Origin of the sequence: Cupriavidus sp. UBA2010 (genome assembly GCF_002335265.1) — a bacterium.
GTDB classification, from domain to species: Bacteria; Pseudomonadota; Gammaproteobacteria; order Burkholderiales; family Burkholderiaceae; genus Cupriavidus; species Cupriavidus metallidurans.
The window spans coordinates 42,673-57,660 of the sequence record NZ_DDCI01000035.1; the positions used below are offsets into that span (position 1 = coordinate 42,673).

Below are 14,988 nucleotides of genomic sequence, written 5' to 3' on the forward strand. Positions count from 1 at the left end.
TCATGCCCCGATCATTTGATCAATCCAGACAGCAAGCCGATCGGATACGAACCGTGCCGCTCGCGCGCCGATACAATGCCGGCTGCCCACTTTCCATGAACGATCATGCTCAAGCGCACTGCGTTGGCCATTCTTGGCTTGGCGCTCATCACGTCCACTGCCGTAGCCGCTGATATTCAGGGCGCGGGTTCGACGGCGGCCGCGCCGGTCTATCGCGTCTGGTCGAGCGGCTATGCCGCGGCCACCGGCACCCGGCTCAATTACGCGGCGGTTGGATCGGGCGAAGGTATTCGTCGTATCCGGGAAGGGCAGGTCGATTTCGGCGCGTCGGATGTGCCGCTGTCTCCCCAGGAAGCAAGCAAGTCCGGGCTGGTCTGTGTGCCGACCGTCGTTACCGCTGCGGTTCCGGTGGTCAACCTTCCTTCCGTCCCGAAGGGCCAGTTGAAGCTGACCGGCGATTTGCTGGCGAAGATTTTCCTGGGCAAGGTCGATAGCTGGGATGCGCCGGAGATCCGTGCCGTGAATCCGGGGCTCGCCCTGCCGAACCTGAAGATCCACCCCGTGGTGCGTGCCGACGGTTCGGGCACCACCTATCACTTCAGCGCCTATCTGAGCGAGGTGAGTGCCGATTGGAAGTCGACGTATGGCACCAAGTCCGCGTTCTCATGGCCGGCCGGCTACACCGGTGCCAAAGGCAGTGGCGAGGTCGTGAAGGCGGTCCAGAGCAACCGTGGCGCTATCGGCTACATCGACTACAACTACGTGCTGGATGAAGGTCTGAATCCGGTGCAACTGCGCAATGCAGATGGCAACTTCGTCAGCGCCACGGTGGGCGGATTCCGCGATGCGGTGGTGCACAGCAACTGGAACCGGAAGGGCGATTTCACGGCCAGCCTGGTCAATCAGGCGGGCGCCGACGCATGGCCGATCACCATGGGGACGTTCGTCGTCGTGCCGGCCGTCAGCCGCGCCGGTGAGCGCACGCTCGAGGCCATGAAGTTCGTCACCTGGGGCTATCTCCACGGCGACCAGCTCGCCCGCGAAGCGAAGTTCGTGCCGCTGCCCGGACAGGTGCAGGCGAACGCGTATCGGGAACTGGCGCGCGTGACGGATGCCAGCGGCAAGGCCATCGGCCTGCAAAGCATGGCATCGCCCGCAGGCAAGGCTCAGTAATGTCTCGCAATGGGGTACCCGGGCCGGATGGCAGGGCGTCCCCGCTGCTTCAATCGACGATGAACAACGTGGCACCCGTCGCGGTACGGGACTGATGGGCCTCGGCGTCGTCGCCGACCTGATAGCTCATGCCCGGCCGCAGCATGAATTGACGGCCGTCTGCGAGCGTCGTTTCCAGTTCGCCCTGCAGGCAGAACAGGACGTGCCCCTTCTTGCACCAGTGGTCCGCGAGGTATCCCGGCGAGTATTCGACCATGCGCACACGCACCCGGCGGTCGCCGTCGCCGAAGTACTGCGTGCGCCAGTAAGCCGCTCCGGTTTCTCCCTTGTGCTCGGTGCGTTCAATCTGCGACCAGTCGGTCGTGCCAAAGGGAAAGGCGTCCATCTTCATGCTAAGTTTCCAGGGGCGATTGAAGGCCGGGATTCTACACCTGCCAGCTTTCAGGCTTTCCCCGTATCGACTATGACCCGCACGTTTCGCACCATCCACCTCGCGCACATCCACTGCGTGTTCCGCTGCCTGGCCGTCACTGGTCTCCTGGCTTTCGGCAACGCGCATGCCACCGACATCGACTGCGATCCGTCCGTCGTGTCTGCCCGACCGGTGCCGGCGCATCGCATGATCTGCGAGTCCGCGCTGTTCTCGATGGGCTACCAGCGCATCTTTGCTGATCAGCAGCGGCAACTCAAGGCTGGATCCATCACCGAGTCGGAAATCGCGGCGTTCCGCAAGAAGCGGGACGCCTGTGATTCGGCGGCGTGCCTGGATACGGTCTTCCGGGAGTGGAAGGCGTTCGCAGCCCAGGCCACCACCCGTCGCAAGCCATAACGAAAATCCCCCAATATCGAATATCGGCTGGATGGCCGATTTCTTTACCGTACCTTGGTAGGGGACATGGCTCGGGCTCCGGGGCAGTTTGACCTTAATCAAGGTTTCGCAGCCCTCCCGTCGCTACGCTGCCGGCATTTTCATGCAAGGCAGAAGCGTTTTCGGGGAGAGAAATGCCACAACACACGCTGGATCTTGAAATCGATCACCTGATATCGAGATCCATCCTGGAGTGCGGCCCGCGCACCAGTGTCAGCGAAGTTGTCGCGATGATGGCGCAGCGCAGTTGCAGCTCGATCGTCGTGGTGGACCAGGGGCAGGTCGTCGGCATCTGGACCGAGCGGGACGCGCTGGCGCTCGGCGAGATGGGTGATGCGCTGTCGCGCCCCATCGCCGAGTTGATGAGTCATCCCGTACTGGCGCTGGACTGCCGCACCAGGCTCGGCGATGCCGCGCTGTACTTCAAGAGCAAGAGCATCCGCCATTGCCTGGTGGTGGATGACAGTGGGCGTCCGCTCGGCATGTTGTCGCAGACCGACCTCGTCATGAATCAGGGCGCCGAGTATTTTCTGCGCCTTCGCCCGATTCACTCGGTCAAGGTTCCGCCGCCGGTCATCGTCGACCCGGAAGAGAAACTGGCTGCAGTCATGCGTGTCATGCGTTTGGGCGGACTGAGCGCCGTAGTCGTCCGCTTTCCCGACGACGAGTACGGCATCCTGACGGAGCGCGACGTCGTGCGGCTGGCTGCCGCCAACGCGCTCGACGGCATCGTGTCGGATCATGCCAGTCGTCGCCTGCATTCGCTGGCGCATTCCAACAGCTTGTATTCGGCCCGGAAGTTTCTTTCGGACCATCGCTTGCGTCACGTTGGCGTGCTCGACGATCAAGGCGAGCTGACGGGTCTGCTAAGCCTGTCGGACATCCTGTGCGGTATCGAACACGAGTACGTGCATGAGCTACGGACGGCGCTGCACGAGCGCGACGAGGCACTGCGGCGATCCAACTACCATCTGCGGCTGGCCGATCGCGTATTCGAATCGACGCTCGACGGCGTGATGGTGACCGATCTGAACGGCGTGATCGAGCAGGTGAATCCAGCCTTCACGCAACTGACCGGCTACACGCTCGACGAGGCCATCGGCCGGACGCCGCGGATGCTGAGTTCGGGGCGCCAGGGTCCATCCTTTTACCAGGAAATGTGGAGCCAGTTGCGCGCGCAAGGTCACTGGAAGGGCGAGATCTGGAATCGCCGAAAGAACGGCGAGCTGTACCTCGAGCATCTGTCCGTCTCCAGCATCTGCAATCAGGCCGGCGAATGCACGCATTACGCGGCGATCTTCTCGGACATCACGCATCGCCGTATCGCGGAAGAGCGCCTGAACCATCTGGCCATGCACGATCCGCTGACGGACCTGCCGAACCGCACGCTGTTCAGCGAGCGGCTCAAGCAGGCCATCATTCGCGCCCGGCGCGCGTCCAGACGTGTGGCCGTGTTGTTCCTCGATCTCGATCGCTTCAAGATGATCAACGATACGATGGGGCACGGCACTGGAGACGACGCGCTCAGGATCATTGCCATGCGGCTCAAGCATGCCGTGCGCGAGAGCGACACGGTGGCCCGGCTTGGCGGGGACGAGTTCACGATCGTTGTCGAGGAGATCGAGGACATCCGTCATGTCGCGCATATCGCGCAGGTGCTGCTGGAGGTGGTTGGTCAGCCAATCGATGCGGCCGGGCGCAGCGTGTTCGTGACGCCGAGCATCGGAATCAGCATTTATCCGGACGACGGCACGGATCAGCAGCAACTGTTGATGCAGGCCGACCGCGCCATGTACGAAGCCAAGCAGGAAGGCAAGAACACCTTCCGCTTCTTCGCCACGCAGATGACTTCGTCCGCGAAGGAAAGCATGGCGCTCGAGAGCGAACTACGTCGCGCGCTGACGCGCCGCGAGTTTCGCCTCCACTATCAACCGATCTACGACCTGGGCTCGGGAAGGATCGTCAGCGTCGAAGCGCTGCTGCGCTGGCAGCATCCGACGCGCGGGCTGCTGTCACCCGGTGCCTTCATCGATGTGGCCGAGGAATCGGCCCTGGTCGTGCCGATTGGCGCCTGGGTGTTGCGCGAGGCGTGCCGGCAGGGTGCGGCCTGGCTCCGGTCGGGCTTCGAATTCGGCCGCATGTCGGTCAACCTGTCTGCCAGGCAGATCCGCCACGAGCATTTCCTGCATGACGTCTCCGATGTGCTGAGCGACGCCGGCATGCAGCCGGAGCATCTGCAGCTTGAACTGGTGGAGAGCATGGCCATGACCGGAAACGGCGTGACCGAGCTGGTGCTTGGCGAACTGGCGCGCCGCGGTGTCGGTCTGGCCATCGACGACTTCGGAACGGGCTATTCCTCGTTTACCTATCTGCAGACGCTGCCGGTCAATACCGTCAAGGTGGATCGCTCTTTCCTGACCGCTGTGATCGAGCGGGAGCGCGACGGTGCGATTCTTCGCGCGATCGTTGCCATGGCCCGTGCGCTTGGCCTGACCGTGGTGGCCGAGGGCGTGGAGAACATCGCCCAACTGCAGTTTCTGCGCGAGATCGGTTGCGACCGCGCGCAGGGTTTTCTGCTTGCCAGGCCCGGACCGGCCGAGGTCCTGACCGCCCTGGGCAATGCCGCGCATCCGTTGATCGCCTCGGGGGCCTGACTCGCAGCGCCGCCGCGTCGCCCGTCGATCTGCCGGGGACGCGCGGCCGAACGGAAGAACGGACGCACGCACTGGAGGCACCCACTAAGGTGGGGACCGGTCGTGCAGCACCGGTCCCGTTCGTTGTTTCATGGCATGATTGAGCGATCAAGGTCTCCGACTTATCTGCCATGACAGCGGCCCTACTCGTCATCGATGTCCAGCAAGGCCTGTGCGAAGGCGATGAGGCCCCGCTCGCCCACCGCGACGTCATCGACCGCATCAACGATGTTGCCAGCAAGGCGCGCACCGCGCGCGTGCCCGTCATATTTGTCCAGCATGAATCGGTGGACGACTACCTGCCGTATGGCTCCGCGCGCTGGCAGCTCGCAAATGGGCTGACTGCGCTGGAGAGCGACCTGCGCATCCGCAAGACCACGCCGGATTCTTTCTTCGGGACGACACTCGAGGCGACGCTGAAGGAGCACGGGGTGACGCACCTGGTAATCTGCGGCATGCATACCGAGTACTGCGTCGATACCACCACGCGGCGTGCGCTGGCGCTGGGCTATCCGGTGAGGCTGATCGAAGATGGTCACACCACTGTTTCGAATGCGGCCTTGTCTGCAGGGCAGATCATTCACCATCACAACCTCACGCTGACGGGTATCAGCAGTTTCGGCCCGCGCGTATGTGCGGTGCCGGCGGCGGACATCACGTTCTGATTCGTCAGAGCCATTGTCAGCCGCTCTCACAGAAGCCCTTGCGCCCCCGTGTCGTTCTGCAACCAACTATCCCTGATCAACCCTGCGGTCTCGCTGATCTTCGCTGGCTGCTTCCTGGTGGTCTGGCGGCAGCTCCGCAGCCAGCACCTGCTGGCGTTCGGGGTGTCCTTTGCGCTTTATGCCGTGGCGGTAGCCATTCAGGTCCTGTCTCCGCCGAGCGATTCCGTCTGGACGACGCTCGTCGCCGCGCCGTTCTACATCGGCAGCACGATGCTGATCGCGTGCGGATTGCTGTGGCGCGCTCATGTCGAATCCACCACCGCACTGGCCGCCTGTTCGGGGGTGGCCATCGTCGAGTTCTCGCTGCTCGCGTACTTCCATTTCGCGGTACCTGACCTGACGGCGCGGATATATGTACACAACGTTGGCGCCGCGCTGATCTTCGGCATTGCGCTGGCTCAGCTTGGCGGCTTGCGGCGGGGCAGCGTGGCGGATCGAGCGATCTACTGGGTTTTCGTCGCCTTTACGGTGAACCTCGGCGTGCGGCTGCTGCTGAGCACGAGCGCACCTCCGCACACCGACGAATGCGGCAGGGCATTTTCGAGCTATTGGACGTATTTCCAGGTAGGCCAGACGCTCTTCAATGTCTTCTTCAGCCTGGTGCTGCTGGGCTCCGAGATTCACGCGCTGATCGAACGGATCCAGCACGAGCGGGATACGGATGCGCTGACGCGGCTTCACAACCGGAGAAGCTTCGAGGAACTCGCGCGCGCGACGATTTCGCGGGCCAATGGTGGGGTGCCCGGCCTGATCCTGGTGGACCTTGATTTCTTCAAGCTCATCAACGACAACCACGGTCACGCCAGTGGCGACGCGATACTCGTGGAGTTCGCGCGGATCGTCAGGCGCGTGGTGGGCGCGCGGGGAATTGCCGGCCGGCTTGGGGGCGAGGAGTTCGCGGTGCTATTGCCGCGGACGACCGGGGAGGAAGCGATCCATATCGCCGAAGAGATTCGGGAGACCCTCGAGCGCGCGCGTTTCGAGACGCTGCCGGATAGCCCGCGTGTGACGGCCAGCTTTGGTGTGGCGGTGTGGCAACCGCTGGAATCGCTCGATGCGCTGATGTCTCGTGCCGACGGGCTGCTCTATACCGCAAAGCGCAGCGGTCGCAATCGCGTGCACCACGCGCACGAACAGACGCCGATGCAGGAAGTGGGCAGCGAACGGCTGCCCTGATACCAGTGCGCGGCGGCTGCGCGTTCAGCCGAACTTGCGCAGCGCGTCCAGCGCGAGTCCCGCGCCGATGCGCCGGCATCGGGCGAGTCGCTTATCCGGCGATCGCGATAACACCGGGCGTAAAGCCGTCGACCCGTACTTCCCCTTCGGTCTACGAGTTAACGATCCATTACAACAGAATGAAAACAAATTCAATTCGGACTTAGCAATCCCACCGTACCATCTTGCCTCGTCCAATTGAGTGGCACACCGTTTCCGACGGATGCCCCGACATGTACGCAATCCTGCCTTCTTTCGTTTCGGCGATTTTCCTTGGTTACGGCTTATATGTTCTATCGAGCCAGGGCGTGACGCGCGTGTCGACCTCATTCTTCTTGCTGTGCGCGATGACGTTCGCCTGGCAAGGCTCATGGGCGTTCCTGTTCGGGACCGAGACTCCAGACGGAGCCATGCAGGTGGCGCGGTTCGGCTATCTGTTTATCCTGTTCCTGCCCACGACGTTCTATCACTTTGTCTGCGAGGTGACAGAATCTCGCAAGGAATGGCCCCTTCTGATCGCCGCCTACGGCGTGAGTCTGGTGCTTTCGGTACTGTTGATGAGTAGCGATCTGGTCGTGTCGGGTTACTACACGCTCTACTTCGGCAAGTATCCGAAAGCAGGGTTACTGCATCCCATACACATCATGCAGACCGTGGCGCTGGCCCTGCGCTGCGCATGGCTGCTGCTCAAGGCGCGCGCAAACGCGACCGCCGAGCGCCGACGCCGCTTCGGCCTGTGCCTGCTTGCGTTGGGACTGTTCTCTCTCGCCGCGGTTGACTATGCCGTGAACTTCGGGGCCAGGTTCTATCCGCCGGGCGTGTTCTTCATTGTGCTGAGCCTCGGCGTTATCGCGTTCAGCGTTGTACGTTACGACCTCATGCGGCCGTACTCTCTCGCCGCGACCGTCGCGCATGAAGTGCGCACACCGTTAGCGACTATTCGCATGCAATTGCAGGAAGTCGAGAATGCGTGGCCGCACCTGCACCAGGGCTACATCGCCGCGGTGGAGAACGGCATCCTCGAAGACAGAATGCGCCCTGGGCAAATCGAGCGGACGAAGCAGTTGATCGGCGGGATGTCACGAGAGGTTGACGGCACCAGTGCCGTGATCGACATGACATTGGCATCGCTGACGCTCGAGCGACTCGACCGCAGCACCTTTGCGCCCCACGGGCTCGCCGAGTGCGTGGCTGCGGCTATTGAGCGCTATCCGCTCATGCCAGAGGAGCGTGCGCGTGTGCACATCCGCGGTTTCGCCGACGACTGGAAGTTCGTTGGCTCCGACACGCTTCTGATCTACGTATTGTTTAACCTGCTGAAGAACAGCCTGTATGCGATTCACTCGCATGGCAGCGGCAATATTGAAATCTCTGGCGAGATCGAGGGCAATTACTACCTGATGCGGTTTCACGATACTGGCCCAGGGATTCCAGCGAGTATTCTGCCTCGTCTCTTCGAGCCATTCTTCTCAACCAAGGCACATGGCCGCGGTCACGGGCTGGGATTGTCCTTCTGTCGCCGCGTCATGGAAGCGTTCGGCGGACGCATCGAATGCGCGTCTCAGCTTGGCGCGTACACGACCTTTACCCTGCGTCTGCCGCGCTTCAGGCCGTGCGACTCGGGCCTGGATCAACCACTCCAGACCCGAGTCGCGGGCTGACTTCAGACTGCGACTACGATGCCCACCTAGTTGGCAAATGGCGAAGCAATCAGTTCATATTCCTTGACCCGTTCGATGATCTCGCGCGGAAAGCGGGTGATCCGCTTGTCCTTGCCCGCGAATACGATCTGCTGGTAGCCCAGCGACACAGGACGGCCCTCGACGCTGAAACGAAACAGCAGATAAGCCGAGCACTGGCGAACCTGGAACGTGTTGAGGTGGCAATCGACACGCTGGAACGGAAACGTTTCTTCGACGTATTCCTGATGGGCGCGTTTGGTCACGAATGTGCCACCGGCCGCGAGCAGGTTGCCATGGATGCATTCATGGAACCAGCGCTCCCGGCAGATGCCCTGCCATTCGAAATAGCGCGCGAAGTACGTGTTCATGAAGGCATTTGAATCCTTCAGATAGATGTCGATGACATGATGGAACGTCTTTTGCGAACTGCCCTGCATGGCGCCCTGCTCGAACATGGCAGTGCCACGGGTCAGCATTTGGGGAATCACGTCACGCGTAATCATGAATTGCTCCTGAATGGTAGCTGCTAGGCGGCAGCCGGCGCGTGCCCCGCGAACGATATGGGACACGGCACATTCTGGCCCGATGTGCGGTTCACGCTCTACAGGCTTGCGTGCTGCGTTCACGCCGCAACACCTGTCGGCAGACCTTGATCCAACTCCGCCCCGCCTCGGAATAGAGGCGAATGATTTCAGACGTTTCGGAGATCTTTGCGGGGGTTTCGGTGCCAGGAAGCTGTTGGGGAATGCATCCGTGCCGCGTTTGCGCGGGCGCGGTCGGCGAGGTTCGGAACTGCAGTCCCGGGCTACCGTGGATGATTTGCGGCTTGCGCAGAGGACATCCACGCTTTCAGCGAATGACCAAACGGCACCATGGCGTACGAGCGTCCTTTGAGTCGTGCCGTATTGATCGGGTGCTCCGGATGGCCGGATGTCACCGCCGAGAACTATGCCGACGCGTTCCTGTTTGAGCTTCAGGAATCAGCACTCACCAGGCATATTTGATCCCGGCGCGCAGCGTGTACTGGTAGAAGCTCTGCGCCCCCCAGGCGCCCGACACGTTGGACCATGCTGTCCAGCGTTTGCCCAGATCCGCGTTCACACCGAGCTTCACCTCGTAGCGGTTGCTCGGATACATGCTGCCCAGCGGCAGGTCGTTGAACGAGATGCTGCTGGACACACTGGTGTGCCACCAGTTCAGCGTCAGGTATGGCTGAATCTTGCGGTCGTCAGCGCGCAAGAACGTACGATGAAAGCGCGCGCCAAGCCGGGTGATCCAGCCGTGCGAGTTGGCGCCGGTGACGTTGGTACCGTTGGGTTCGGTGATGTCGGATTCGTTGTAGCCGACATAGATCAACTGGCCTTGCGGCTCGATGACCCAGTCATTGCGCAGCGGCACCGCATAGCCGGTCTCGCCAGACGCGGCCCAGCCTTGCGCGTTGTAGCGCACCGATGGCAGGTACTGCCCATCGACGTGGTTGGTGAACCAGCCGTACTGCAGCCAGGTGTCGACGTAGGCCCCGAGTTTCTTCTCGTCGTTCTGATACCACGTGGCGTAGCCACCCACGCTCCAGCCCTCGACGGTGCCCTTGGCGCTGAACGGGTTGTTCTGTGCGTTGGCGTTGGTGTTGGCGTAGCCGTAGCTGCCCATCAGGCCGAGGTGGCCGCGGTCGGCGCCGTTGCCGAAGATCTTCCACTTGGCCAGTTCGGCGCCGCCCTGCATCATGAAGGTGTTGGTGCGGGCGGTGAAAATGCCGTTTGCGCTCTTGCTGCCCAGCCAGTTGCCCACCGCGCGCAGCCATCCCGAACGGGGCTTGTCCTGATCGGGATTGAAACCTTGGCCCTCGACGTACTGAGGCTCGCCCAAGCGGTCATGCAGGCTGTGTACGAACATCTCGCCCACCAGCCGCTGGTTGGCCAGATAGGCTGCGATTTCGGGGCGATAGAGCGGTTCGGGGGGAGAGGGGGGCGTCGGCGGTGCCGGTGGTACCGGGTTTGCCTCGGAGCGCAGGTACCAGGCGTCGGTATTGGTACCGTCGGCGTTGCCACGGAACAGGCGGTACTCGTAGGCACCAGCCACGGCGCGGCCGTCGAGTGAGAATGCGCCAGGCAGTGTGGTCGCGCCATTGACCGTGTCAACGACCAGGATGCCGTCCGCCTGGGTCAACTGCCCTGGTCCGCCGGCGTTGGCAATACGCAGCCGCGTTGTGCCTGTCGCCGAGCCGCCGTCGATCACGAGCCGGTCTGACGGCGATCCATCGGTACCTAGGTACGTATTCAGGCCAATCAAGCCGTTTGCCCCGGTGTAGCTGTTTGCAGTCAACGTCTTGAAGACGCCAGCCGTCGACGCTCCGAACAGGATTTGGCTCGCGTCGTTGGTGAGCGTGGTCACGTTGGAATTTGCGGTCAGATTCCAGACGGTCCCTTGGATCAGTGACACCTTAGACGTGGTGCCGGCCTCGGTCAGTGCTGCACCGTTCAGCACCGCGCCAGACGCGATGATATTGGCGGTGGTGACCGAACTGCTGATGGGTGCCACGGGGCTACTTAGCGTCTGCAGCACGCCGGCCCCAGGGATGGCGGTCGGCGATGTGTTCACGACGAGCGTGGGGTTATCCGGGGCGAGAAGCGAACCTGCGGAAAGGGTCGTCGTACCTAAAACATGCAGCCAGTTCGGAGCGCCGGTAACCGTCGTGCCATTCAGCGCGACCTGCGCGGTTCCGCCACTGACCGCAATGGCATCCGATTGGGCGCTGCTCAAGGTTCCGCCATTCCATGTGGCAGTTGCCGTGAAGCCGGTATCGCTGCTGAGGACAAGGCCCGCAGCGTCCGTACCCATTGCCTGTACAGTGGCGTTGGTAGCGTTTAGCGTACCGTTATTCACGCGGGCGGCAATGGCTGACGGTCCCGTAGTCGTGACTGACGTGCCGTCAATGTCGATGCGCGCCCCCGCGCCGCGCGCATACAAGCCGTATGAGCCATTGCCTTCGGTCTGCACGGAGCCGCCGGTCAGGCTGACACGCACGACGTCTGTGTTTGTCGTGCCCCACGCGGTAACGCCAGGCGCGTTGGTATTCGTCGACGTAACGATGACATTCTTGCCCGTGACGAGCGAGTTGGGGCCATAACTCAGCAGACTATAGCCGCTGGTTCCGGTCGTCTTGAAGCTCGAATCTTGCAAGGTGATGGTAGACCCAGAATTCGCATAGACTGCATACGCAGAGGGTCCTGTTGCCGTCACGGTCAGACCAGTGCCGGAGATCGTGGAGCCGGTAATCGCAAAGATACCGTAGGCGTTGCTGCCGCTGGTATTGACCGTGACGTTGGCCGCGGAAATGTCCGAGCCAATAGCAAACAAACCGTAGGCAGTACCGCCAGCGGTGAGAATGCTGCCCCCATTCATCGAGACCGATCCACGGATGCCGTTGAGCACGTTGGAGATGACTCCGTAAGCGCCGTAGGTGCCGGTTGCATCCGAATAGAGTCCGCCACGCGTTTCGATGGTGACGCTATTCAGCGTGATGCGACTGCCATACGCGTATGCGCCCGACGCACCCAAACCTTCGGTAAGAATCGAAGCATTTGTCAGCGAGATGCTGCTGTTATGGCTTGCCACTGCGCCGTAAGAGCCAACTGGTACGCCGCTCACATTGCCATATCCGCCGGTCGTATGGATACTCAGGCCCCCAGTTGAGGTTGCCGAAGTGTTGGTGTTCTGCGTCCACAACGCGGCGGACGCGCCGCCCGTCGTTGACAGTGATATGCCGCCCGTTCCGAGGTTGACGGTTCCGCCAGTCGCATAGATGGCAAACGCGTTGAACGCGGTGGCGGAGAGGACCACCGGGCCAGGAGAAGGCCCTGCGCTGGGATCCACAACGAGGGTCCCGCCAGTAACGCGCGCAGCCGTGCCACCGGGTGTCACCGATGTACCACCCACGATTGTGGTCGTACCGCTACCGACGTTGACCGTGGAGGTCACGGTCCCGGGGCCAATGGTTTGCGCCAGCGTCTGCGGAACGACGCCATAGAGGATGGATATCGCAGTACCCAGTGGCCAGAGCCGACGTGTGCGCGGTTGCCGCTGACGAATAGCGCATCGGGATAAGTGCAGCGTATTGTCCAGCATAGGAATACCTCCCAGCCCAAGGCGTAACCTTGCGGGTTTGTATCGCAACCGCGCATTGTGCTGGTATCCAGAGAATGGATGCCAGAATTCCTACACTAGTGCATCCGCCAGCTCTTGCGCTAGATGATTAAAGAAACATTAAGATCACCACATTAAATTATTCGTGGCATCTCAAGTCTTGAAGGACTTTATCGACCGGCACCGAGGGATACGCGGGGTCGAGCCAATATGCAGGTCTACCGTGCCGACAAGGTGTGGCGTCGACTCCAGTGCGGGGACGTCCCCGTGGATCGTTGTACCGTGGAGCGCCTGATGTGGCGCTACGGCTAGCGCGGAAAAGTGGTTTGCACCACGGTCGGCGATGCCAAGTAATCCAGCCTGCTGGACGTGGACACGCAAGTATCGAAAGCAATCGATCTCGCCCAATCCCGGCAGGCGTGTACTTCATCGTGTGCGGCGAACACGCGCTCAGCCGAACTTGCGCAGCGCGTCCAGCGCGAGTCCCGAACCGATACCGCCGAACAGGTCGCCTTCCACGCGGCGCGCGCCCGGCAGCAATTGCGCGAGTTGCTCGCGCAGCAGCGGCACGCTGCTGGAGCCCCCTGTGAACAGGATCGTGTCGACGGCCTCGGCCTTGACGCCAGCCGTCTTGAGCATGCCCTGCACCGTCGTGGCGGTCTTGTCGACCAGTTTGGCGATGGACTCGTCGAAGGTCTCGCGAGTGATGGCGAGCGTGGTGTCCGGCGCGATACGGGCCAAGTCGACCACGGTCTGCGCTTCCGCAGACAGCGCGATCTTGGCGGCTTCCACCTGGATTGCCAGCCAGTGGCCCGCGCGCTCGCGGATCAGCCGGATCAGGCGATCGAGCTTCACGGTGTCGGCGGCATCGCGGTAGTTGTCCATCACGATCGACCAGGCCTTGCGTGTGTAAACCAGGTTGATGGTGTGCCAGCTCGCCAGGTCAAAGTACTGGCCCGAAGGCATGGCCTTGCCGTTGCGAAGCTCACTGCCCAGGCCCAGCATCGGCATCACGCTGGCGAGGCTCAGAGCGCGGTCGAAATCGGTCCCCCCGATATGCACACCACCATTGGCGAGGATGTCGTCGCGGCGGTCAATGTGGCGGGCGCGCTCCGGAGACAGGCGAACGAGCGAGAAGTCGGACGTGCCGCCGCCGATGTCGGCCACCAGCACGAGTTCTTCACCGCCGATGCCGGCCTCGTAGTCGAAGGCTGCGGCAATCGGCTCGTACTGGAACGCGATATCGCGGAAGCCCGCGTCGCGGGCGATCTCGGCCAGCGTGTCCTCGGCAAGCTGGTCGGCGGCGGGATCCTCGTCGATGAAATGCACCGGTCGGCCCAGTACGGCCGAGGTGAACTCGCGGCCGGCGGCGCGTTCGGCGCGGCCCTTGAGTTCGCCGATGAAGTGCGCCAGCAGCTTGCGGAAAGGCATGGCCTGGCCCATCACTTCGGTGCTGTCATCCATCATCGACGTGCCCAGCAGGCTCTTGAGCGAACGCATCATGCGCCCCTCGTAGCCGGCCAGATAGTCGGCCAGTGCCGCGCGGCCATAGCTGACCAGCGGGTCTTCCGCATGGAAGAAGATCACGGAGGGCAGGGTCGCCTTGTCGTCCTCGAGCGACAGGAGCGTCGATGCGCCCGGGCGAACCCAGCCCACGGTCGAGTTGGACGTGCCGAAGTCGACACCACATGCGTTTGCGATCATGAAATTCCGGATGAGGGCAGAGGTGCAAGGAGAGGCGGAGCCAGGGGCGTCCGCCGCGCGGGGCGCTATTGTATTGGTTTTCCTTGCGGTGGGTATGAATGCGGGCGCGATGCGATTGCGCGGCCCATTTCATGTGGCGTATGCCGCAATGAGCGGAAAAAAATGACTTGGTTTTGTGAAATCAAGTCATTTTATGAATTCATGAGATGGGGCTACTCTGTCACCTGGGTTGACACCAGACATCCTGAAGCCCGACGGAGACATCGCCCCTCCGTGCCACGACTGCATCGCCCCTGATTGACAGAGCCCGATCGGCAGCCCGGCAAGAATCCGGCGAAGCCAGCCTTGCCGCGGACTGCCATCCGGGGCAAGGTCAAGATCCCTATCATGACCACGAAGAACAACACCGTCTCCCTGCTTACCGCAGCGCTTCTGCTCGCCCCCGCGCTGGCATGGAGCGCCCCCGCCCCGGTTCCTGCCGACAGCGCCGCAGCCCCCGCCGTCCTTTCCCCCGTCCTTTCCCATGACAGCGCGCTGTTTGGCTCCCAGACTGCCCTTGATACGGTGACCCGCACCATCGATGTGGTGCCCGGCATGAAGCGTCTGACCGTTGCATCCGGCGAGTCGGTGGCGATTCGCGCGGGTGGACGTACCGTCGGCTGGACGTTCCTGCAATCCATCAACGGCCGCGCCATGAACCTCGCGGTGCTGATGCCCGGCGTCCCGCAGGCGCGCGATGTCTACGTGTTCATCGAACCCAGCGAGATCTATCGCGCGGGTTGAAC

11 protein-coding genes are annotated in these 14,988 nt (G+C 62.3%); 7 read left to right on the forward strand and 4 right to left on the reverse strand.

Going from position 1 to position 14,988, the window contains the following annotated elements; all coding sequences use genetic code 11:
• Nucleotides 1-105 precede the first annotated feature (105 nt).
• The gene (gene pstS / locus B2246_RS27035; protein WP_286882677.1) at nucleotides 106-1,173 is read left to right on the forward strand and encodes a phosphate ABC transporter substrate-binding protein PstS; all 1,068 of its coding nucleotides are present in this window, start codon (nucleotides 106-108) and stop codon (nucleotides 1,171-1,173) included.
• A 49-nt stretch (nucleotides 1,174-1,222) separates the two neighbouring features.
• Here the strand turns inward: pstS and B2246_RS27040 are convergent, their stop codons facing one another.
• On the reverse strand, nucleotides 1,223-1,564 hold the full coding sequence (locus tag B2246_RS27040) for a DHCW motif cupin fold protein (protein WP_008641490.1): 342 nt from the start codon (nucleotides 1,562-1,564) through the stop codon (nucleotides 1,223-1,225).
• Between the two features lie 72 nt (nucleotides 1,565-1,636).
• On the opposite strand from B2246_RS27040, the gene B2246_RS27045 reads away from it, so the two are divergent.
• The 5 genes from B2246_RS27045 (at nucleotide 1,637) to B2246_RS27065 (ending at nucleotide 8,335) form a co-directional block, all read left to right on the forward strand.
• Nucleotides 1,637-2,002 carry a hypothetical protein gene (locus tag B2246_RS27045; RefSeq protein WP_008641491.1) on the forward strand — a complete coding sequence of 122 codons (366 nt, stop codon included), beginning with the start codon at nucleotides 1,637-1,639 and terminating at the stop codon, nucleotides 2,000-2,002.
• A gap of 173 nt (nucleotides 2,003-2,175) precedes the next feature.
• Nucleotides 2,176-4,695, forward strand: coding sequence for an EAL domain-containing protein (locus B2246_RS27050; protein ID WP_286882676.1), 2,520 nt, complete (start codon nucleotides 2,176-2,178; stop codon nucleotides 4,693-4,695).
• A 170-nt stretch (nucleotides 4,696-4,865) separates the two neighbouring features.
• A complete protein-coding gene (locus B2246_RS27055) occupies nucleotides 4,866-5,399 on the forward strand; it encodes a cysteine hydrolase family protein (RefSeq protein WP_035882791.1) in 534 nt (177 codons plus the stop codon).
• Between the two features lie 48 nt (nucleotides 5,400-5,447).
• The gene (locus B2246_RS27060; protein WP_008641494.1) at nucleotides 5,448-6,635 is read left to right on the forward strand and encodes a GGDEF domain-containing protein; all 1,188 of its coding nucleotides are present in this window, start codon (nucleotides 5,448-5,450) and stop codon (nucleotides 6,633-6,635) included.
• 272 nt (nucleotides 6,636-6,907) lie between these two features.
• Nucleotides 6,908-8,335, forward strand: coding sequence for a sensor histidine kinase (locus B2246_RS27065; protein ID WP_008641495.1), 1,428 nt, complete (start codon nucleotides 6,908-6,910; stop codon nucleotides 8,333-8,335).
• A gap of 26 nt (nucleotides 8,336-8,361) precedes the next feature.
• Here the strand turns inward: B2246_RS27065 and B2246_RS27070 are convergent, their stop codons facing one another.
• The 3 genes from B2246_RS27070 to B2246_RS27080 form a co-directional block, all read right to left on the reverse strand.
• Nucleotides 8,362-8,859 carry an acyl-CoA thioesterase gene (locus tag B2246_RS27070; RefSeq protein ID WP_008641496.1) on the reverse strand — a complete coding sequence of 166 codons (498 nt, stop codon included), beginning with the start codon at nucleotides 8,857-8,859 and terminating at the stop codon, nucleotides 8,362-8,364.
• Nucleotides 8,860-9,343: 484 nt separating this feature from the next.
• Nucleotides 9,344-12,481 (reverse strand): autotransporter outer membrane beta-barrel domain-containing protein, encoded by a 3,138-nt coding sequence (locus B2246_RS27075; protein ID WP_008641497.1) that lies wholly within the window; start codon nucleotides 12,479-12,481, stop codon nucleotides 9,344-9,346.
• 468 nt (nucleotides 12,482-12,949) lie between these two features.
• The gene (locus B2246_RS27080; RefSeq protein WP_008641498.1) at nucleotides 12,950-14,203 is read right to left on the reverse strand and encodes an Hsp70 family protein; all 1,254 of its coding nucleotides are present in this window, start codon (nucleotides 14,201-14,203) and stop codon (nucleotides 12,950-12,952) included.
• A gap of 387 nt (nucleotides 14,204-14,590) precedes the next feature.
• Between B2246_RS27080 and B2246_RS27085 the strand changes: the two genes are divergently transcribed.
• Nucleotides 14,591-14,986 (forward strand): CzcE family metal-binding protein, encoded by a 396-nt coding sequence (locus B2246_RS27085; RefSeq protein ID WP_286882675.1) that lies wholly within the window; start codon nucleotides 14,591-14,593, stop codon nucleotides 14,984-14,986.
• Nucleotides 14,987-14,988 lie beyond the last annotated feature (2 nt).

Excerpts from the sequence above, each read along its gene's own strand:
- pstS (WP_286882677.1), top strand. The coding sequence starts at position 106 with ATGCTCAAGCGCACTGCGTTGGCCATTCTTGGCTTGGCGCTCATCACG.
- B2246_RS27045 (WP_008641491.1), top strand. The coding sequence starts at position 1,637 with ATGACCCGCACGTTTCGCACCATCCACCTCGCGCACATCCACTGCGTG.
- B2246_RS27055 (WP_035882791.1), top strand. The coding sequence starts at position 4,866 with ATGACAGCGGCCCTACTCGTCATCGATGTCCAGCAAGGCCTGTGCGAA.
- B2246_RS27075 (WP_008641497.1), bottom strand. The coding sequence starts at position 12,481 with ATGCTGGACAATACGCTGCACTTATCCCGATGCGCTATTCGTCAGCGG.
- B2246_RS27040 (WP_008641490.1), bottom strand. The coding sequence starts at position 1,564 with ATGAAGATGGACGCCTTTCCCTTTGGCACGACCGACTGGTCGCAGATT.
- B2246_RS27050 (WP_286882676.1), top strand. The coding sequence starts at position 2,176 with ATGCCACAACACACGCTGGATCTTGAAATCGATCACCTGATATCGAGA.
- B2246_RS27070 (WP_008641496.1), bottom strand. The coding sequence starts at position 8,859 with ATGATTACGCGTGACGTGATTCCCCAAATGCTGACCCGTGGCACTGCC.
- B2246_RS27080 (WP_008641498.1), bottom strand. The coding sequence starts at position 14,203 with ATGATCGCAAACGCATGTGGTGTCGACTTCGGCACGTCCAACTCGACC.
- B2246_RS27085 (WP_286882675.1), top strand. The coding sequence starts at position 14,591 with ATGACCACGAAGAACAACACCGTCTCCCTGCTTACCGCAGCGCTTCTG.
- B2246_RS27065 (WP_008641495.1), top strand. The coding sequence starts at position 6,908 with ATGTACGCAATCCTGCCTTCTTTCGTTTCGGCGATTTTCCTTGGTTAC.